The sequence below is a fragment of the Chryseobacterium sp. 6424 genome (assembly GCF_003692615.1).
GTDB lineage: Bacteria > Bacteroidota > Bacteroidia > Flavobacteriales > Weeksellaceae > Kaistella.
The window spans coordinates 1,380,229-1,399,504 of record NZ_CP023540.1; the positions used below are offsets into that span (position 1 = coordinate 1,380,229).

19 protein-coding genes and 1 tRNA gene are annotated in these 19,276 nt (G+C 45.1%); 13 read left to right on the forward strand and 7 right to left on the reverse strand.

Annotated features, from left to right (window positions below; all coding sequences use genetic code 11):
* Positions 1 to 17: 17 nt before the first annotated feature.
* Positions 18 to 791 (reverse strand): exodeoxyribonuclease III, encoded by a 774-nt coding sequence (xth, locus tag CO230_RS06470; protein ID WP_122027851.1) that lies wholly within the window; start codon positions 789 to 791, stop codon positions 18 to 20.
* Positions 792 to 865: 74 nt separating this feature from the next.
* Here xth and CO230_RS06475 point away from each other — a divergent pair, with 74 nt between their 5' ends.
* From CO230_RS06475 to CO230_RS06515, 9 genes are all read left to right on the forward strand, one after another.
* A complete protein-coding gene (locus tag CO230_RS06475; protein WP_122027852.1) occupies positions 866 to 1,645 on the forward strand; it encodes a Ku protein in 780 nt (259 codons plus the stop codon).
* A gap of 18 nt (positions 1,646 to 1,663) precedes the next feature.
* Positions 1,664 to 2,269, forward strand: coding sequence for a DNA polymerase ligase N-terminal domain-containing protein (locus CO230_RS06480; protein ID WP_122027853.1), 606 nt, complete (start codon positions 1,664 to 1,666; stop codon positions 2,267 to 2,269).
* A 65-nt stretch (positions 2,270 to 2,334) separates the two neighbouring features.
* A complete protein-coding gene (ligD, locus tag CO230_RS06485; protein ID WP_122027854.1) occupies positions 2,335 to 4,191 on the forward strand; it encodes a DNA ligase D in 1,857 nt (618 codons plus the stop codon).
* A 53-nt stretch (positions 4,192 to 4,244) separates the two neighbouring features.
* A complete protein-coding gene (locus tag CO230_RS06490) occupies positions 4,245 to 4,682 on the forward strand; it encodes a DUF6526 family protein (protein ID WP_122027855.1) in 438 nt (145 codons plus the stop codon).
* Between the two features lie 29 nt (positions 4,683 to 4,711).
* Entirely contained in the window at positions 4,712 to 4,876 is a 165-nt protein-coding gene (locus CO230_RS06495) for a phosphatidate cytidylyltransferase (RefSeq protein WP_122028916.1), read from the forward strand.
* Positions 4,877 to 4,887: 11 nt separating this feature from the next.
* Positions 4,888 to 5,745 carry a glucose 1-dehydrogenase gene (locus CO230_RS06500; RefSeq protein WP_122027856.1) on the forward strand — a complete coding sequence of 286 codons (858 nt, stop codon included), beginning with the start codon at positions 4,888 to 4,890 and terminating at the stop codon, positions 5,743 to 5,745.
* 31 nt (positions 5,746 to 5,776) lie between these two features.
* Positions 5,777 to 6,886 (forward strand): DNA topoisomerase IB, encoded by a 1,110-nt coding sequence (locus CO230_RS06505; protein ID WP_122027857.1) that lies wholly within the window; start codon positions 5,777 to 5,779, stop codon positions 6,884 to 6,886.
* A 19-nt stretch (positions 6,887 to 6,905) separates the two neighbouring features.
* Positions 6,906 to 7,181, forward strand: coding sequence for a hypothetical protein (locus CO230_RS06510; protein ID WP_122027858.1), 276 nt, complete (start codon positions 6,906 to 6,908; stop codon positions 7,179 to 7,181).
* Positions 7,182 to 7,411: 230 nt separating this feature from the next.
* A tRNA-Leu gene (locus CO230_RS06515) sits at positions 7,412 to 7,493 on the forward strand.
* 140 nt (positions 7,494 to 7,633) lie between these two features.
* Here CO230_RS06515 and CO230_RS06520 read toward each other — a convergent pair.
* The 4 genes from CO230_RS06520 to CO230_RS06535 all read right to left on the reverse strand — a co-directional run bounded on the left by CO230_RS06520 (position 7,634) and on the right by CO230_RS06535 (position 12,586).
* A complete protein-coding gene (locus CO230_RS06520) occupies positions 7,634 to 8,311 on the reverse strand; it encodes a DedA family protein (RefSeq protein ID WP_122027859.1) in 678 nt (225 codons plus the stop codon).
* Positions 8,312 to 8,383: 72 nt separating this feature from the next.
* On the reverse strand, positions 8,384 to 9,196 hold the full coding sequence (locus CO230_RS12260; protein ID WP_185140485.1) for a hypothetical protein: 813 nt from the start codon (positions 9,194 to 9,196) through the stop codon (positions 8,384 to 8,386).
* A gap of 267 nt (positions 9,197 to 9,463) precedes the next feature.
* Positions 9,464 to 11,674 carry a catalase/peroxidase HPI gene (gene katG, locus CO230_RS06530; RefSeq protein WP_122027860.1) on the reverse strand — a complete coding sequence of 737 codons (2,211 nt, stop codon included), beginning with the start codon at positions 11,672 to 11,674 and terminating at the stop codon, positions 9,464 to 9,466.
* A 306-nt stretch (positions 11,675 to 11,980) separates the two neighbouring features.
* On the reverse strand, positions 11,981 to 12,586 hold the full coding sequence (locus CO230_RS06535) for a DUF4142 domain-containing protein (RefSeq protein WP_122027861.1): 606 nt from the start codon (positions 12,584 to 12,586) through the stop codon (positions 11,981 to 11,983).
* A gap of 242 nt (positions 12,587 to 12,828) precedes the next feature.
* Here CO230_RS06535 and CO230_RS06540 point away from each other — a divergent pair, with 242 nt between their 5' ends.
* The 4 genes from CO230_RS06540 (at position 12,829) to CO230_RS06555 (ending at position 16,904) form a co-directional block, all read left to right on the forward strand.
* Positions 12,829 to 13,833 (forward strand): cyanophycin synthetase family protein, encoded by a 1,005-nt coding sequence (locus tag CO230_RS06540; RefSeq protein ID WP_162989995.1) that lies wholly within the window; start codon positions 12,829 to 12,831, stop codon positions 13,831 to 13,833.
* A gap of 135 nt (positions 13,834 to 13,968) precedes the next feature.
* A complete protein-coding gene (locus CO230_RS06545; protein ID WP_122027863.1) occupies positions 13,969 to 15,471 on the forward strand; it encodes a Mur ligase family protein in 1,503 nt (500 codons plus the stop codon).
* 9 nt (positions 15,472 to 15,480) lie between these two features.
* Positions 15,481 to 16,317 carry a cyanophycinase gene (locus CO230_RS06550; protein WP_122027864.1) on the forward strand — a complete coding sequence of 279 codons (837 nt, stop codon included), beginning with the start codon at positions 15,481 to 15,483 and terminating at the stop codon, positions 16,315 to 16,317.
* A gap of 155 nt (positions 16,318 to 16,472) precedes the next feature.
* Positions 16,473 to 16,904, forward strand: a complete 432-nt coding sequence (locus CO230_RS06555) for an SH3 domain-containing protein (protein WP_122027865.1) — start codon at positions 16,473 to 16,475, stop codon at positions 16,902 to 16,904.
* Between the two features lie 56 nt (positions 16,905 to 16,960).
* On the opposite strand, the gene CO230_RS06560 is transcribed toward CO230_RS06555, so the two are convergent.
* Positions 16,961 to 18,706 (reverse strand): endonuclease, encoded by a 1,746-nt coding sequence (locus CO230_RS06560; RefSeq protein WP_122027866.1) that lies wholly within the window; start codon positions 18,704 to 18,706, stop codon positions 16,961 to 16,963.
* Positions 18,696 to 19,250 carry a tRNA methyl transferase PRC-barrel domain-containing protein gene (locus tag CO230_RS06565; protein ID WP_228438054.1) on the reverse strand — a complete coding sequence of 185 codons (555 nt, stop codon included), beginning with the start codon at positions 19,248 to 19,250 and terminating at the stop codon, positions 18,696 to 18,698. The genes CO230_RS06560 and CO230_RS06565 overlap by 11 nt, the downstream gene beginning before the upstream one ends.
* Positions 19,251 to 19,276: the final 26 nt, after the last annotated feature.

Below are 19,276 nucleotides of genomic sequence, written 5' to 3' on the forward strand. Positions count from 1 at the left end.
CGATGCTGGGCGTTTTTTTATATATCAAGTTCTATCCAAACCGGTACGTGGTCGCTGGTTTTTTCCCAGCCGCGTACTTCCTTGTCCACGCCGGCATTTTTAAGATGAGGTAAGACTTCGCCCGATAACAGGAAATGATCAATCCTTAAACCTGCATCACGCTGATAAGCGTTTCTGAAATAATCATAGAAGGTATAGATAGTTTCCTCAGGGTACAGATAACGCAACGCGTCCGTCCAGCCCTGCTGTAACAAATGATGAAATGCCTCCCGCACTTCTGGCAGAAACAGCGCGTCTTTCAGGAATTTTTCAGGCTTATACACATCTTTTTCCGTTGGCATCACATTGAAATCTCCGGCCAGAATTACCTTTTTGCCAGTTGTCACCAGCATTTCAGCATGTGCATCAAGTCGTTCAAACCACTGCATTTTATAATCGAATTTGGGTCCCGGAACCGGATTTCCGTTGGGCAGATAAAGGCAGGCGACGATCAACCCATTGATTTTTACTTCAAGATAGCGGCTGGCGGCATCATTTTCATCTCCGGGCAATCTGTCCCGGGAAATTTCGGGTGTTCCGCGACGCGACAATACGGCTACCCCATTCCAGCTTTTCTGACCGCGCCATACCGCTTCGTAGCCTGCGGCGTTAATCGCCTCAACCGGAAATTTTTCCTGCGGAGCCTTCAGTTCCTGAAGACATACGATGTCGGGTTTAGTGGTTTCCAGCCAGCGAAGAAGTACGGGCAGACGCCCATTTACCCCATTAACGTTGTAAGTTGCGATTTTCATGATGGATATTGTAAGGTGAAATGAAAAAAATCCTTTGGACGCATTTTTGATATGGCATCCTCAAAATATTTCTTATGAGAGCAATTTGGAACGGCGCCATCGGTTTTGGTTTGGTAAATATCCCTATCAAACTGTATTCCGCAACGGGCGAAAGCAACCTAGACCTCGATATGCTGGATAAAAACGACCTTTCAAACATCAATTTTAAACGTGTGAATGCCAATACCGGTAAAGAAGTGAAATGGGAGAACATCGTTAAAGGCTACAAGCTTGAAGACCGCTATATCGTGCTTACTGATGAAGATTTCGATCAGGTAAATCCTGAAAAATCCAAGTTACTGAATATCAAACAGTTTGTTGACATCAATGAGATCGACAGCGTATATTTTGAAAATTCTTATTTTCTGGAACCTCAAAAAAACGGTGAAGAAGCCTATAAACTACTGTTGAAGGCCATGATGAAAACCCAAATGGCGGGCATCGGCACCTTTATACTTCGCGAAAAGGAAATCCTGTGTCTTGTGCGCCCGTATGACGATAAGATACTGATCGTGAACAGGATGCGTTACCCGGAAGAGATCCGGAGTTTTGAAGACCTGAAAATCCCAACCGCCAAAAACCCTAAGGCAGAGGAATTAGAAATGGCAGAATCGCTGATTAAGCAGCGCGCGACTAAGTTTGATCCTTCTAAATTTAAAAATACCTATAATGATGATTTAATGAAAATCATCGAGGCTAAAGCCAACGGTAAAACCAAGAAAATTGTGAATAAAGAGGAAGTCTCTGCCAAGGCTACAGACCTGATGGCCCAGTTGAAAGCCAGTCTGGAAGCAGGCAAGACCAAAGCCGGGTAAACATTAAATATCTGAAAGATGCCGTTAGAAGAATACAATAAAAAACGCGATTTTACGCAAACCGCGGAACCTGAAGGAAAAACGGAAAAGTCAGCGGGCAAACTGCGATTTGTAGTGCAGCGCCATGCAGCGAGCCGCCTTCATTATGATTTCCGGCTTGAAATGGATGGCGTACTGAAAAGTTGGGCCATACCGAAAGGACCGTCACTGAACCCTGCTGACAAACGGTTGGCAATGATGGTGGAAGACCACCCGTTCGCCTACCGGACATTTGAAGGAACCATACCCGCCGGAAATTATGGCGCTGGCGAAGTGGAAATTTGGGATGAAGGCACCTATGAGCCACTTGAAAAAGTGAAGGGAAAAACCGATGACTTCATCATGCAACAGGAACTCCAGAAAGAATCTCTAAAGTTTGTCCTTCATGGCAAGAAATTACAGGGAGAATTTGCGCTGGTCAAAATAAAAAACGCATCTGAGGGAAATCCGTGGCTGCTCATCAAACATAAGGATCATTTTGCTACAGACCATTACGATGCGGAAGAAAACACAGCCCCCGACTCAAAAGTTACCGCCTACCTCGGTACCAAAAAAAAAGTAAATCCTCCGCCACCCCATCCGTAAAGAAATACACTGACCATAATCCCGCGTTATCAGGTGAAAAGAAACTCACTACTTACATCACACCCATGCTTTGCGGCAGCAAAGACAAACCTTTCAGTTCACCCGACTGGATTTTTGAAATAAAATGGGATGGTTACCGCGCCATCGCAGACCTTCGGAAAGAGATACAATTCTATTCCCGTAATGGTATTTCGTATCTTGAAAAATTCAGGAAAATAGCCAATTCGCTTCGGTTACAGCAAAACGAAATGATTCTTGATGGGGAATTGGTAGCGTATGATGACGAGGGTAAACCCAATTTCCAGTGGTTACAGCAGATAGGAGATAAACCGAATCTGAATGTTATCTTCCAGGTGTTTGATTTGCTTTGGCTTAATGGACACTCGACCGAAGAACTGACGCTTTTACAACGAAAAGAACTATTAAAGGAAGCCCTGGTAGAAACCGAGTTTATAAAATATCATGACCACGTTCTCGAAAATGGCGAAAAATTCTTTCAACTCATAGAAAAAATGGGCTTAGAAGGCATGATCGCCAAAAAAACAGATTCCGTATATCAGCGTGGCGCCCGAACCGGCGACTGGCTCAAAATCAAGAAACAACATACGGCGGATGTGCTGATTTGTGGGTTTACCGCGCCTAAAGGAACCAGGAAAAAATTTGGCTCACTGATCCTGGGGCGATACGATGATGGCGAATTGGTATTTTGCGGACATACCGGTACGGGTTTCACCGATAAAGTCCTTACAGAACTGCATGCGAAAATGACTCCGCTCATCATTCCTGAATCACCTTTTGCCGCAACTCCGAAAACCAATGATAAGCCTACATGGCTGAAACCCAAACTTATCGCGGAGATAAAATATACAGAGATCACTTCCGATCACATCTTCAGGCACCCTGTATTTCTACATCTTCGGGAAGATTTAGAGCCCAGCGATATTGATTTTGTCAAAGATTTTAAACCTGAAGCACCACCGGCACCTCAAAAAAAAACCGTCATGGAAAAAGATAATGAAACACTTACCAAATTCGGTAAGCAGGAGGTAAAACTCACCAATCAGAACAAAGTTTATTTTCCGAAAGATCAGGTAACAAAAGGCGATGTGGTAGCATACTATCAAAGCGTGGCCGAATATATCCTGCCTTACCTGAAAGACCGTCCACAATCCATGAACCGCTTTCCCAACGGCATAGAAGGCATGAGTTTCTATCAGAAAGACGCTTCCGAGGAAACACCGGATTGGATCGATACGCAGCAGGTATATTCCGAATCTAATGATAAATACATCAATTACATCCTTTGTAATGACCGCGCTACGATGGCCTATCTGAACAATCTCGGCTGTATTGAACTGAATGTCTGGACAAGCCGTGTGCAAACTATAGAGAATCCGGATTATCTTGTCCTTGACCTTGATCCCTCCGAAAACAATACTTTTGATGACGTCATCGAAACAGCGCTTGCCGTAAAGAAAATCGCTGACAAGGCAGAAATTAAGGCATTCTGCAAAACCTCTGGCAGTTCAGGCATCCATATTTATTTTCCTACCGGTACTGCTTATACGTTTGACCAGGTGAAAGATTTCGCCCATTTAATGATGCAGATGGTACAACAGGAACTCCCCGAGATCACCACATTGGAACGTGCTTTACAGAAACGCGACAAAAACAAGATATATCTCGATTATCTGCAAAACCGGCGTGGCCAAACCTTAGCGAGTGTCTATAGTTTGCGCCCAAAGAAAGGCGCACCAGTCTCCATGCCGCTGGAATGGGATGAAGTAAGGACCGGTTTGAAACCTACCGATTTCAATATTGAAAATGCCCTGGAGCGTATCAAAACCAAAGGTGATCTGTTTAAACCTGTACTTGGTAAAGGGTTTGATATGTTAAAAGCCATCGAAGCCCTCGGGAAATAGCATTTTTATCATCTGGCTTCATCATTTGGAAGCATTTTTGATATCGCTGAAACATGAAAGAACAGAATTACCGCAAACACCGGAAGTTTTACGCGCCTCACCATTTCATTTACCTACCGTTATTGATGGTACTATTGGGATATGGTATTTGGCAAAGTTTCAATGAAAGCCAGCAGCAGCTTACCTGGATACTGTTTTCAGTGGTGATATTTCTGTTGCTGTATTTGGCCGTGATGCTAAGGCAGCATTATGCGCTAGGGAACCAAAACCGTATTCTGCGTTTAGAGTTTAGGCAACGGTATTTTGAACTCTTTGGGAAAAGTGCCGATGATGTGCTGAAGCATTTAACATTCGGGCAGATCGCTGCACTTCGTTTTGCATATGATGAAGAGTTTAAACTGCTTCTTAGCCGAGCCATCACTGAAAAGATTTCAGGTGATACCATCAAAAAATCCATCACCAAATGGAAGCCTGATTACCATCGGGTATAACCATGTACCAAACATTAAATATAGATATTATGAAAAAGTTTACATTACTCAGTCTTTTTGCGGTAGCCATAATGACGCTTACAAGCTGCGACGCTATCGGGACCATCTTTGAAGCCGGCATGTGGTGGGGGATCTTCCTTGTAGTCGGTGTTATCGGTCTCATTCTATGGTTGTTTACCCGGGGTAGAAAATAAAAAGAAATCTTATGCAAAAGGAAGGTAAAGAAAAAATAAGGCCGGCTCAGGCACAGCCCAAGCCAGGTCTTGAAGAAAAAATGAAGCCAACTCCCGAAAGCAAACCAAAGCTTCCCGGTCCAAAACTTGAAGGCAAAGTCGCCATCATCACTGGTGGCGACAGTGGTATCGGTAAAGCCACGGCGTTGCTTTTCGCGTCTCATGGCGCCGATGTTGCTATCGCTTATCTAAATGAAACCGAAGATGCCAAGGAAACGCAGAAAGAAGTTGAGAAACTTGGCCAAAAATGCCTGCTGATAAAAGGAGATCTCGCAAAAGAAATTAACTGCCGGAAGGTTATCCAAAAAACAGTGGATGCGTTCGGTAAGATTAATATTTTAGTGAATAATGCAGGTATTCATTGGGAACAGCAGGAACTCACTGATATTTCTACCGAGCAGTTGATGAACACATTCAATGCTAATTTCTTTTCCGTATTGTGGCTGACAAAATACGCCATGGAATATCTGAAGAAAGGCAGTTCAATCATCAATACCACCTCCGTAACCGCGTATCGTGGCAGCGACCATCTGATGGATTACGCCGCTACCAAGGGTGCCATACTTTCATTCACCCGCAGCCTCTCCGCCAATCTTGCTGAAAAAGGAATCCGTGTGAATGCCGTAGCGCCGGGGCCTATCTGGACACCGCTTATCGCGTCCACGCTTTCCCCCGAAGATGTAGCGAAATTTGGCAGCGATACGCCTATGAAGCGCGCAGGTGAACCCAATGAAGTGGCTACATGCTTCCTGTTTTTAGCCAGCGATGATGCATCTTATCTTACCGGTCAGGTACTGCATCCGAACGGTGGCGAGATTATCGGTGGATAATTAACAAATATTGAAAATTCTTTTAGATCCCATGACGACCACAGAAAAAGATCCCGTAACCGCGCTTTCACCTGCCAAGATCGTGAAAATCATGAAAGACCCGGTGAAATCCGCACGGGCCGTAAGTCTGGTATATACGACTGACCGCGATATGGCGGGTATCATCCGCAGGAAAAGTGGGAAGAAATTCATTTATTTTGATGGAGATGAAAGAATAAAGGATCCTGAAGAAATCGCACGTATTAATAAACTCGCGATTCCACCCGCATGGGAGAATGTATGGATTTGCAGTCTGCAAAACGGGCATCTACAAGCCACCGGAACAGACGCGAAAAACAGAAAGCAATACCGCTATCACCCAGTCTGGAACGCGCTGCGCAACCACACCAAATTCTACCGGATGCTTCAGTTTGGCTATGCGTTACCAAAAATGCGCCTTCAGCTTGAAAAAGACCTCTCTCTAAAAACCCTAGAGAAACGCAAAGTCCTTGCAGTGGTCGTAAGCTTGATGGAGCGGACAAATATCCGTATAGGCAACAGTGTGTACGAAAAACTATATGGGTCATTCGGGCTTACCACGCTTAAAGACAAACATGTCGCGGTTACTGGCCAGAAAATCAATTTTTCATTTAAAGGAAAAAAAGGGGTGTATCACGATATCGACCTTAAAAACCGAAAACTTGCAAAAGCGGTACAAAACTGTAAAGACATCCCGGGGAAGGAACTCTTTCAATATTATGATGCTGATGGCAAGCGACACACCATTGATTCGGGTATGGTGAATGATTACATCAAAGAAATCAGTGGTGAAGACTTTACGGCAAAGGACTTCCGGACATGGTCTGGCACGGTAAACGCTTTAATTGCATTTAAAGAAATAGGTGCCGCGGAAGAGGATTCTAAATACAAATCGAAAGTCAAGGAAGCGCTAGAGATAGTGGCTGCAAATCTTGGCAACACCCCTACTGTTTGCCGCAAATATTATGTACACCCATTGGTGATCAACCTTTATGAAAACAATTCGATACGAAAATATCTAGATGAACTTGATGAAATTGAGGTGGATGACGGCAAATCCGGACTTACCAAAGAGGAAAAAATCGTAATGAAGATCCTCGAAAACGAAAAATTAACCAAATAAACATTAAAAAATAACTTTTATGAAAATTGTACATCAGGAAAACGAAATCACATTGCTGCGCCTTGGACCTGCAAGATCAGAAGCAGAAGTGGTGAAAAGAGAACTTTTTTTTGACATTAAAGGACAGGAATATTCCTGCGACGTCCTGCTTGAACGCAATGCTACGGGAGAAGATTATGATGATCCCGAGAATTTTTATCAGATGAATAAAGAAATGGTAGACGCGGCCCTTACGCTGTTCCTGTCCGAAAATCATCTGTACAACAATCTCGACAAACACCACGACAATGAATAAACAAAACAGCCAAGGTGCTGTTTCTTTTAATGGAAATTTAAAACATCTGATGAAGACCGGACTTGGCAGGCCGATCCTTGGTTTTTACAGTGATGTGAGATTTTAAAGACTAAAAATCTGGCAATTTTCATAAGCTTACTTAGATAACCTGTGAATCGTTTTTCTCTCGGAAATATTTCTGATAAAAAAGAATTGATTATCCCCGAGGATTTGTATATTTGCACCCCGAAGCCCGGATGGTGAAATTGGTAGACACGCTCGTTTCAGGTGCGAGTGCCCACAAGCTTGCAGGTTCGAGTCCTGTTCCGGGCACCTGATAAACACACTTTTGAGTGTGTTTTTTTTGTTTAAAATGATTTCCTTACAGCCGGAAATCTTGTTCGTCAGCCGAACTTTCGGGTGGTAATATCGGTATAAGAGAGCGAAAAAAACCGGCTGAAGCGCCGGTTACATTATTTTTTCTTCTTTAGGAACTTCGCGTTGATATATTCCCACACCATCGGTAGCAATGAAATACCAATGATACCGAAAATCACCGTTTCAAAGTTTTCTTGTACAATCGGCAGATTACCAAAGAAATATCCGATAAGTGTAAGGCCGAACACCCACACGAAAGCCCCGATTACATTATATCTGATGAAGGTTGCATAATTCATCGAACCAATACCAGCCACGAACGGTGCAAACGTACGTACGATGGGTACAAAACGGGCGATGATGATGGTTTTAGGGCCATTCTTTTCATAGAACGCTTGGGTTTGGGCAATGTACTTTGGGTTTACAAGTTGTTTTTCCCCCATCTTCCAGCCGAGTATGCGTAAACCGACGTTCTTGCCAAGGTAATAATTAAGGGTATCACCCAGGATGGCCGCTACCGTTAATAGGCCCAGCACGAGCCAAAGATTCAGGCTGGCGGTTTCGCCTAAAGCGCCAATAACGCCAGCGCAAAAGGTGCCTGCGGCAAAGAGCAGGGAGTCGCCCGGTAGAAACGGCATCACTACCAAACCGGTTTCCACGAAAATGATGAGGAACAGGATCAGGTAAATCCATACGCCATAATCGATGATCATGGTGAACAGATGCTTATCGAGATTTAAAAAGAAATCAAGTACGGTTTGAATAAATTCCATAGAAAATAGTTTGAAAGGCGTAAAAATAAGCTAAACAATTGAGACCTGAAAAGAAACAGGCCGTTATACACGTTACAGCAAAGCTTTAACGGTTGCCAGCACCCTGCCTGCCGACATCCCACTGTTGAGACTATCCGTCGCGATGTCAAAGGCCATCATTTCTTTCTCAAGACAGATCTCAGCAGTTTCTACGAAATGATAGAGTGTATCGGGATCGACTTCCATATCATGCAGCTCAAAGTTTTCCGCGAGCAGTTCTACCAACTCTTCATGCGTTTTCTCTCCTACATTAGCGGTGATAATGGGCATCAGCACTTCATGACTCAGGAATTCTTCACCCGCTTCAGGAAAATATTGTTGCAGTTGCGCTATACTCAGGCTTTGTTTAGCACTGGTAAGAATACAGGAAATTATCTGGTTCAGTTCGTATTCATCATTATGAATATCATCATCTTCCTCCTCCCATTCTTCATCTTCGATAGCTTCTGTTTCATTAAAGTCCTCTTCGTCATAATCAACCGATTCAGGTTCACCATACGCTTCATTTTCAGTTAGATCATCTTCCATCTCGAATGTTGGTTCAAGAGTTTCTGGCACCGAAAATTCTTGGCCAGCTTTCAGTTCATTCATAACCAGTTGATGAAAATTGGCAAATCGGAAATTATATTGCTCATCAAGCTCGGTAAGTTCGGCTTCGGTTTCGGCAAGCAGTTCGGTGTCTTCTTCAGTAATTTCTTCTGGTGTAGCCACGTTGCTTAGCCAATATTTGTCACGCTGCAATATACAATACACTTTAAAGATGACTTTTTCGGCAGCTGGGCGGTCGCTTTCAATCATCATATCGAAAGCGGTCATGTTTTCAAGGTAAAAATTTTTGTCGATCATGGGAGAAGTCTTGCGGTTGCAATAATACGAAATGCAGGCAAACTTAGGGAAAATTATCAATTACCGCCGACGTTTTTGATGGTTCCACTTGGTTTTTTTAGCCCGTGGTGGTTCTTTCTCCTATTTTTGTACATGAATTTTTTAGGAAATAACCTTTTACTTTATCGCTGCGGAAGAACTTGCTGTGACAATGATATTTTAGTCTGATACATGACTAAGAGAAAAACCCTCCCGAATATCGGGAGGGTTGATATGAAAATATATGATTTAAAGCAAATCGTAACGGTCAGCGTTCATGACTTTGGTCCATGCTTTTACAAAATCTTTTACAAATTTTTCTTTGTTGTCATCCTGTGCATACACTTCAGCATAAGACCGCAGTATGGAATTAGAACCGAATACCAAATCAACTCTGGTGGCAGTCCACTTTACAGCACCGGTTTGGCGGTCGACAATGTGGTATAAGTTTTCGGCCGCTGGTATCCATCGGTTAGCCATATCGGTGAGGTTTACAAAGAAATCATTGGTCAATACCCCTTCTTTATCAGTGAATACCCCATGTTTCGCACCACCGAAATTAGTGCCCAGAACCCGCATACCACCAATCAAGACTGTCATTTCCGGTGCGGTAAGCCCCATCAGCTGTGCGCGGTCGAGCAATAATTCTTCAGGTTTTACCGCATACTGTGCTTTGGTAAAGTTTCTGAAGCCGTCATATAGGGGTTCCAGATATTCAAATGATTCAATGTCCGTCTGTTCCTGTAGCGCGTCTCCCCTGCCAGGTGCGAATGGTATTTTGATGATTACACCGGCTAACTGTGCAGCCTGCTCTACCGCGGCCGTACCCCCTAGGACGATCAGGTCGGCGATGGACACTTTTTTAGTGAAAGCAGCCTGTATTTCATCGAGTTTTGTAAGGACTTTATGAAGTTTTTCCGGCTCATTTGCAACCCAATTGCGCTGCGGCATCAGTCTGATGCGTGCACCGTTGGCTCCTCCCCGATAATCTGATCCCCTGTAAGTCCTCGCGGAATCCCATGCAGTAGTAATCAATTCACTACGGCTAAGCCCGCTGTTGAGTAACAATTGTTTCAGTTCGGCCACATCTGCTTCAGAGAGCGTATAATCAACCTCAGGAATTGGGTCTTGCCAGATCAAATCTTCTGCGGGGACATCAGGTCCCAGGTATCTGGATTTCGGGCCAAGATCGCGGTGTGTCAGTTTAAACCACGCTCTAGCGAAAACTTCAGAGAAATAGTCGGGATCCGCCAGAAATCTTTCAGAAATGGCACGATATTCCGGATCTACTTTCAGCGCCATATCCGCATCGGTCATCATTGGGTTTCGCTTCACGCTGGGGTTATGTGCATCTACAGGCATGTCTTCTTCGGCGATGTTGATGGGTTCCCACTGGTGCGCCCCGGCTGGTGACTTGGTAAGCGCCCAGTCATATTTAAAGAGCAGTGTCAGGAATTCGTTGTCCCAACGGGTTGGTGTTGTTGTCCAGGCACCTTCAATTCCGGAAACTACGGTATTTCCTGCATTACCGGTACCTTTAGGGTTGTGCCATCCCAAGCCCTGTTCTGTAACATCAGCCTCTTCAGGATCACCGCCTAAGACAGAGGCATCACCGTTCCCATGTGCTTTCCCTATCGTATGTCCGCCTGCGGTAAGGGCTACGGTTTCTTCGTTATTCATACCCATTCTTCTGAAGGTGACTTTCATATCCTGTGCGGTTCTCAGCGGATTTGGGTTGCCATCCACCCCTTCCGGGTTCACATAAATAAGGCCCATCTGTACCGCCGCCAGTGGGTTTTCAAGGCTTTCGCGGTTCTCATCGCTGTCATAGCGGTTTTCGGTAGCGGCAAGCCATTCTTTTTCAGCGCCCCAATATACATCTTTCTCGGGATGCCAGATGTCTTTCCTACCACCGGCAAAGCCGAAAGTCTTTAGTCCCACTTCTTCATAAGCTACAGTGCCGGCGAGAATGATGAGGTCTCCCCAGGAGATTTTGTTTCCGTATTTCTTTTTAATGGGCCATAGCAATCGGCGTCCTTTATCGGTATTCACATTGTCGGGCCAAGAGTTCAGCGGCGCAAAACGTTGGTTACCGGTATTGCCACCGCCACGGCCTTCCATTACGCGGTAGCTGCCGGCGAGATGCCAGGCGGTGCGTACAAACATGCCGACATAATTTCCCCAGTCTGCAGGCCACCAGTCCTGGCTATCGGTGAGCAGAATTCTGATGTCATTCTTCACAGCTTCGAGATCAAGACTATTGAAGGCTGCCTTGTAATCAAAATCTTCTCCCAGTGGATTGGTTTTCGTATCGTGCTGCGAAAGGATATCTAGGTTTAGTGCATTCGGCCACCATTCGGTTACGGCATTTGCTGTGCCGGTAAGTCCACCATGAATTACGGGGCATTTTCCGCCTGTAGAATTGTTAGCGGTATCATTTTTTTCGTTTTCACTGTGAATGGTTTCACCTTGATGTGGATTGTTTGCTACCGACTGATTATGTGCTGTAGCCTCTTGTGCTGCATGGAACGGGCAATGTCCTTGTACTATTCATATCATTATTTTATGCAATATTATCGTAAATTGTAGCTGATGCCAACCAAAACCTATCTATAATGAACATGCATAAAATAGACATGATGTATTTAGAAATTATCAATTAATTTATAAAGTCTATTAAATATACTTAAGTTATTTTCTGATTAATAAATATATAAACTAAAAAAACCCACCGAAATGGTGGGTTATAAGTGGGTTTATAATGTATTATTTTACAGCAGTCTGTATTTCTTTTGCCTGTGTAAGATGTGCTTCAAGCGTTGGGAGTGTTTTGCCTGCCCATTGGGTAAGGGTTTGGTCGCTGCCACCTGTGTTTTGCTTACGGAATTTCTCAATAGTTTCGGTGTGGTGCTGTACCATCATATCCATATAAGCGCGATCGAACTCGGCTCCTTTTTTGTTCTTCAGGTCGTCATGCATTTTCTGCTGTGCGGCATCAGCATTGGCAGGAAGTGTATATCCGGCTCCAGTTGCCCAACTTTTCAGTTCGTCATTGGCTTTTGTATGGTCTTTTACCATCATATCACCGAATGCTTTTACACGGCTGTTTGCGCCATTCTGTGCAGCTAACTGCCCCAGCATCACTTCCATCATACCGCCTTTAGCCGCATCATCAGCAAACATCTTGTCTTGGTCGCTAAGGTTGGTGGTTCCCTCAGAAGCACTGACAGTAGCGGAATCTGTAGTCATCATCGTATCGGCCGGCATTTCCATGGCAGAACTGTCGGTGTTACTTTCAGTACTCGTGGTTTCGTTTTTCTTACAGGCCATCAGCGTAGCCACGCACATAAGTGTCAAAACTGATTTTTTCATAATAGTAAAATTTTATTGTTAGGTGATATAATGTTGATAATGAACGGAATATCTGCAAGCAACAATTCTGCCAAATCGTTAATGCATCCATCTGCCAATGAAATTAAATACTTCAATAGTAGAAGGTTCGCTTAATATATACTTTAGGTGATTGATATAAAACCTTTCCGGTTAATGGAACTCCCTTGATAAGGCTGCAATGTGGTAAGGAATTTGATAAGTGGATTCCATATTCAATGCATATGAAAATCATCAGTACTCAGTATTTAAAGGGACCTAATGTTTGGAGTGTCATGCATCATGGTCTTGTTCAGGTACGCCTTGATACCGAAAAAACCACTCTCCCCCGGGAGTTGATTAATTTTCTTCATCGTCAGCTTTATACGCTTCGGCTACAACATCCCGAAGAACTCTTACCGTCTGGGAGCGTTAATAATGCCAATCCTAAGTCTGATACCCCAGAATTTCTTGCGAAGTTTTATATAGAAGTGGCACTTGCGCTACAACATGCCGTAGGCAGTAAAGGAAGTTTCAGCGATTTGCGGCAGACCCGTGAGCCAGGTGTTTACCGACTCGTGTTTGCGTGTGATACCGAAGAAGTGGGGCGATATTCCGCGCAGGCTGCCTTACAACTTCTGCACGTCTGGCTTTCCGGCCTGGAAGCGGACCTTCATCGGCATCTACAAGAGTTACAGCAACTCAAGGCCAGGTATGGTTTAGGGCCAAGTACCCTAAGTATCGTAAAAGCTGCGGAAGAACGCGGCATCCCGTGGCTTCGTCTGGACCGTCATTCAAGTGTACAGCTCGAATATGGGAAAAACCGCCAAATGATTCGTGCCACCATCACGGGCCGTACCTCTTTCACCGGTATCCACATCACCGACAGTAAGGAACGTACTAAAAACATCCTCTGCGAAGCCGGCATCCCTGTGCCACAAGGCGGTACGTGTACGACTTTGGAAGAACTAAAAATATTGATAGAAGATATGGACTATCCATTGGTGATAAAACCACTGGATGCCAATCACGGTAACGGCGTCTGCATTAACATTACCGATAGCGCAGCGGCAGAGTTGGCCTTTCACCATGCGAAAACCTTCAGCGATACCATCATTGTAGAAACTTATATTGAAGGAGAAGACTTCCGGTTGCTGGTCATCAACGGTAAACTTAGCGCTGCCGCACACCGTTTGCCCGGCCATGTTACAGGAGATGGCAGATCCACGGTAACTGAACTGGTAGAATAGGTAAACAGACATCCCGATCGCGGCAACGGTCATGAAGCAATACTGACAAAAATTACGCTCGACTCTGATTCGGACCGTCTTCTTGCCCTGCAAGGTTTAAGTACCGACAGTATTCCAGCGGAAGGACAGCGTGTCATGCTGAAATCCACCGCCAACCTTAGTACAGGCGGCACCGCTACTGATGTGACAGATGAAATACATCCTGAAAACCGTTTTATGGCCGAACGAATCGCAGCCACAGTTGGCCTCGACATTTGTGGAATTGATGTGATAGCGCCTGACATCAGCACCCCATTATCTCAAAATGGTGGTGCGGTGATAGAGGTGAATGCGGCACCCGGCTTCCGTATGCATCTGTCGCCCAGCAACGGCACCCCCAGAAATCCAGCGCGTGAGGTCGTTGACATGCTCATTCCTCCAGGCACGGAAAGCCGAATCCCTATCTTCTCAGTAACCGGAACCAATGGTAAGACCACCACTACCCGCCTGCTCGCTCACCTTACGCAGCAGTGCGGTTATACTACGGGATATACCACTACCGACGGGGTTTACATCAATCAGCATCAAATAAATTCTGGGGATTGCTCGGGACCATCCAGCGCATCATTGCTGCTGCGCGACCCAATGGTAGAATTTGCGGTACTTGAAACTGCGCGCGGAGGTTTGTTGCGTGCGGGCCTGGCCTTCGACCAATGTGATGTAGGCATCGTCACGAATGTACAGGAAGACCATTTGGGACTTTGTGATATTCATACGCTGGAAGAATTGGCGGAAGTAAAAGCTACGGTTCCACGAACGGTAAAAGCAACAGGTTATGCGGTACTGAATGCGGAAGATCCACATTGTGTGAAAATGGCTGGTGAACTGAACTGTCAAGTTGCTTATTTCAGTATGGAGCATGATCATCCAGTGCTGCTCGAACATCTGGAGCTTGGTGGTATAGCTGCCTATATCAAAGATCCCCTTGTGATATTGGAAAGGAATAAAGTGCAAACCGAATTGGCGAAAGTGGCTGACATACCACTTACGATGAACGGTTCCGCTGTCTTCATGACTGCAAACATATTGGCGGCCGCGGCCGCGGCATTCGCCTATGGATTTTCACCGGAGCAGATCCGGCAGTCTTTCATGAGTTTCCGACCGTGCTCGGAAACAACGCCGGGCAGAATGAATCTTCATGAATTCGGGAACTTCTCGGTACTCGTAGATTATGCACACAATCCGCACGGCATGCGAGCGATACAACAGTACTTGAGCCATATCACCGCCAAGAGAAAGATTGGCATCATTTCAGGTGTCGGCGACCGACGTGACGATGATATTGCAGAAATGGCCAGATTGGGTGCAGAAATGTTCGATTATCTTATTATCCGTCAGGAACATGACCTGCGTGGCCGCACGCTCGAGGAAATGCACCGCCTGATGACCACAGTGCTTGCGGAAACGCACCCCCAACTGAAATATACCTTGATCCCTGATGAGGCCAAAGCCATAAAACATGCGATGGAGATGGCCGGGTGTGGCGATTTCATTGTCGCCCTGTGCGATGATTACCGCCATGTCACCGACATTATTGAATCTTACCGAAAAAGCAAAGCAACCATTTCTACAGAAGAAACTTTGGATTATCTTAACTAATGAACTAATATGAGAGGCAAATTATTGATTATCGGTGGCAATGAAGATAAAAGCGGCCACGAGCAGGAATTTTCAGAAAGCAACATCTTAAAAAGATTCATTGATGAAAGCCGGAAAGGCAATAAATCGAAAATAGAAATCATCACCGCCGCTGCCAGCATTCCTGAAGAAGTCGCTGAGGATTATCTGGAAGCCTTTGGCAAATTGAAGGCTAAAAACGTAGGCGTCATGATCATGCAGAACCGTGAAGAAGCCGACCACCCAGACATACTTGAAAGACTACGGAATGCAGATGCGGTCTTCGTTACCGGTGGTGACCAACTTCGGCTCACCTCGGTACTTGGAGGATCCAAATTCTACCAAATTTTAAAAGAAAAACTTAATGAACCCGATTTTATATATGCAGGGACCTCCGCCGGCGCTGCAGCCGCTTCGGAAAGTATGGTGTTGAACGGCACAAGTGAAGAGGCTCCCTACAAAGGAAAAGTACATACTTCAACCGGTTTCGCTTTCGTGGAGGATGTGATTTTCGATACGCATTTCATCAGCCGTGGCAGGATTGGCCGTCTGTTTGAGATCATTGTCAGCAACCCAAAGATATTAGGCGTAGGGCTTGAAGAGAATACGGCGTTGCTTGTCCACCGCAATAAGATGGAAGCTGTAGGCCCCGGATGTCTGATCATAATAGACGGACAGCACATCATACAAAGCAACCTCAACGATGTAGAAGAAGGCGCACCGCTTTCGATTGAAAACATGGTACTTCACCTGATGAGTGAGCATGACATATTTGACCTGAAAACACGGAAATTAAAAATCATCAATCCCCCGGAAGAAGAGATTTAAAAAAAACATCTGGCACTGGCAGAAGTCAGTGGAAAGTTGTGACTGTTATTTTTTAATAAATATTTTAATTAAAGACATCAACCATTGGTATCAACCGGAAAAATATTTATCTTACGGCCTATAATTTGAAGCCAGCGCGTTGTTAAACACACTTGATGAAAACTTTTTTATACTACGCAGCGGTAATGAAAACCGCACTGCCCTTGGCGCTGATGGCGGTAAACATGCTACCCGCCACCCCATTTCTGGATAAGCCATATATACCAAATGGCGGTGTTAGGCACCTTGATTCTATAAAAACGAAGATGTACGGCCAGCAGCAAAACCTGGATATGTATCATGTCATCAGAAACAAAAAAAATGCATCAAAAAATCGAATCAATATAGTTAATGTAAAAAATGGTTATCTGGTGACGAAATACGACCGTGTAAATATCAGAAAACAGCCCAACATGAGTGCCGAAATTGTATGTAATCTTCGGCAGGATACCAAACTTATTTTTCTTGAAAGACATGTGTCTTGGTATAAAGTTAAGGTACCACGCACGGGACAGATCGGTTTCATACATCAATACATGGTAAAATAAGGCATAAAAAAAGCCGTCTGCAGAAAAGTGCGACGGCTTCTTTCGTTAAAGCATCATTAGTCGATGATCAGTTTCGCAGACTGGGTTTTGGTAGTGACGAAATACACTCCTTTCGCCAGTTTTTTCAGCACGATTTTCTGTTGATTGTTCACATTATCGAAGCGCTGCAACAGTTGTCCGCTAAGGCTGTACACGCTTACGGTTTCCTTATTGCCAATCCCACTAATCGAAAATTCGCTGTTTCGTACCGGGTTCGGGTGAATCTTGATTTTATTAGACTTCACCGCACTCTGATCTGTTGATAACGCTGAAAAGCAGGTCCAGCTAAGGTCATCAATAGACATTCTTACGCCGCTGGAATTATCAGCAACCAGTTCAATGGTGAAGTCACCTGCCACATTGATGTTTGCAACAGTAACCGTCTGCGCTGTTTTAGTAGCGGTTATTTTGCCTTTTTCCACCCCATTGATCTTTAAGGTGTACGTAGCTGAGGTATCAGAGAATGGGAGATAAGTTTTTACGGACAAAGTGCCGATGCCTCCTGAAATAACGGAAGACTTCAAGGTCCCATTTCTGATGCATATCGCCTGGCTTCCGTCAATGTAAACCGGCGAATCATTGCGTGCTGAGGTAGCCGTCCAGTTGATACCGTTATTGTTCCAGGATTTATCAGAATAAGACGAAGAACTGCCCGATACGTTGTTGAAATCTTCGGTACCGCACGTAGTCCCTACACCTGTCGGTGGTGCGGTGGTAGTAGCTTCGGCCACATTACTGGCGGCAGAACGGTTGCCAGAGGTATCACTAGCGATGACATAAAAAGTGTATGAGGTAGCAGGGGCAAGACCGGTAACTGTGGCTTCCGTACCAAATACCGTGATGTTCGGTAATCCGTTTACATATACTTCATAGCTTCCTAAAGCCAGGTTGTCGGTAGAGGCCTTCCAGGATAGGGATACCGAGGTCTGTGCCTTGGCGGTAACTGTGAGTTGTGTAGGAGCTGTTGGGGCTTCAGTATCGCCCGCAGTACCGCCACTGAAAGTATCTGGCCAGTTGTTCTGTGCAGTTGGCCCACCCCAGATCGCGGTCGCAAGATAAGGGTTGTCGATGAACGGGTTTCTGTTCTTCTGTGTTTGTGCTACCACGTTATTCCGTTGTATTTCAAAGGCAGACACAGGGTCTTCCACGTTCCATTTCAGCAGTATATCTGGGAAATCAGAGGAATATGTGCTGGGATTCATCGTGATGTTCAGTGGCAGCGCGCGGCTGTTGTATCTTACGTACATGTACATCAGGATCCTTGCGACATCACCTTTCCATTCATCACCTGGGAACCACCCCCCACGGCTGGTTTTGTACGCCTTAGCACCCGCACCATCATCAAACAGCAGACTGCCGCGGGTACTGTTGAGTGAAGTATCGGCAGGACGGAGGTGATGACCGTCGGCACCTGGGCCGGAAGTCCCGAGGTTGGGTGTCCCTTTGGATTTTGCGTACACATGCTCGCGGTTCCATGACCCGCCCTTCGGCCGGCTTCGCTGGTGTGTTCCTGATGCCTCAGAACCATAGATGAGTAGCAGGTTAGATGAATTGCTAGGATCTACATCACTGGTTTTCATAAGTGTCTGCAACTCACTGTATGAAATCACTTTGCTGTGCGTATTGGTGATTAAATTGGCGAGGTCCTCTTTCAGGGCGTTGCCTTTTTTAGTAAAATTAACACCCGAATAATAGCTGGGTGCACTTTGTGCGTATAGTAAGCATGAAACCACACTTACTAAAAAAGATAGTTTAATTCTCATATCGTTTGTTTGAATTATGAATCGTCATGTGAAGTATCTGGTCAGTATATACCTCAAGGCTGCCATTGAGTATCGTCACCGGAACTTCGTTCTGGAAGACAATGAAGAGGTCCTCCCCAATACGGTGCAACATTGCCAAAGGAAGATGCGATTGGATAGTGGAAACAACCTGTGCGGATAGCGGATAGGTGGCCGTATTGAAGTTATCGCTGGGTATCGCATGATTTAAAGCAAACCGGAAAACACATGCTTTCAAACCCGGGTGGTCAGCCCCTTGCCCAACAAATAGGCGGTTTTCGCGTTCATCAATACCGATGACGAACAGTGGGGCTTTTTTTCCGCCAACCCCAATGCCTTTACGCTGCCCGAGCGCAAAATGTTCGCAACCCTCATGCTCACCTACCAGAAAACCATCGAATAATGAATATGATTTTGGGAAAGCGGCCTGCTGCAGTAGGTCAGCCGTAAGAAGCCCTTCAGTAGCGCCAGCCTCATAAATGGTTGAGGTAGCAGGGATTTCTACGATTTGTCCTTTCCTGGTCATACTGAACATTTGCATACCAAAAGCCG

Coding starts and splice junctions, on each gene's coding strand:
- xth (WP_122027851.1), bottom strand. CDS start 791: ATGAAAATCGCAACTTACAACGTTAATGGGGTAAATGGGCGTCTGCCC.
- CO230_RS06475 (WP_122027852.1), top strand. CDS start 866: ATGAGAGCAATTTGGAACGGCGCCATCGGTTTTGGTTTGGTAAATATC.
- CO230_RS06480 (WP_122027853.1), top strand. CDS start 1,664: ATGCCGTTAGAAGAATACAATAAAAAACGCGATTTTACGCAAACCGCG.
- ligD (WP_122027854.1), top strand. CDS start 2,335: ATGCTTTGCGGCAGCAAAGACAAACCTTTCAGTTCACCCGACTGGATT.
- CO230_RS06490 (WP_122027855.1), top strand. CDS start 4,245: ATGAAAGAACAGAATTACCGCAAACACCGGAAGTTTTACGCGCCTCAC.
- CO230_RS06495 (WP_122028916.1), top strand. CDS start 4,712: ATGAAAAAGTTTACATTACTCAGTCTTTTTGCGGTAGCCATAATGACG.
- CO230_RS06500 (WP_122027856.1), top strand. CDS start 4,888: ATGCAAAAGGAAGGTAAAGAAAAAATAAGGCCGGCTCAGGCACAGCCC.
- CO230_RS06505 (WP_122027857.1), top strand. CDS start 5,777: ATGACGACCACAGAAAAAGATCCCGTAACCGCGCTTTCACCTGCCAAG.
- CO230_RS06510 (WP_122027858.1), top strand. CDS start 6,906: ATGAAAATTGTACATCAGGAAAACGAAATCACATTGCTGCGCCTTGGA.
- CO230_RS06520 (WP_122027859.1), bottom strand. CDS start 8,311: ATGGAATTTATTCAAACCGTACTTGATTTCTTTTTAAATCTCGATAAG.
- CO230_RS12260 (WP_185140485.1), bottom strand. CDS start 9,196: ATGATCGACAAAAATTTTTACCTTGAAAACATGACCGCTTTCGATATG.
- CO230_RS06535 (WP_122027861.1), bottom strand. CDS start 12,586: ATGAAAAAATCAGTTTTGACACTTATGTGCGTGGCTACGCTGATGGCC.
- CO230_RS06540 (WP_162989995.1), top strand. CDS start 12,829: ATGAAAATCATCAGTACTCAGTATTTAAAGGGACCTAATGTTTGGAGT.
- CO230_RS06545 (WP_122027863.1), top strand. CDS start 13,969: ATGCTGAAATCCACCGCCAACCTTAGTACAGGCGGCACCGCTACTGAT.
- CO230_RS06550 (WP_122027864.1), top strand. CDS start 15,481: ATGAGAGGCAAATTATTGATTATCGGTGGCAATGAAGATAAAAGCGGC.
- CO230_RS06555 (WP_122027865.1), top strand. CDS start 16,473: ATGAAAACTTTTTTATACTACGCAGCGGTAATGAAAACCGCACTGCCC.
- CO230_RS06560 (WP_122027866.1), bottom strand. CDS start 18,706: ATGAGAATTAAACTATCTTTTTTAGTAAGTGTGGTTTCATGCTTACTA.
- CO230_RS06565 (WP_228438054.1), bottom strand. CDS start 19,250: ATGACCAGGAAAGGACAAATCGTAGAAATCCCTGCTACCTCAACCATT.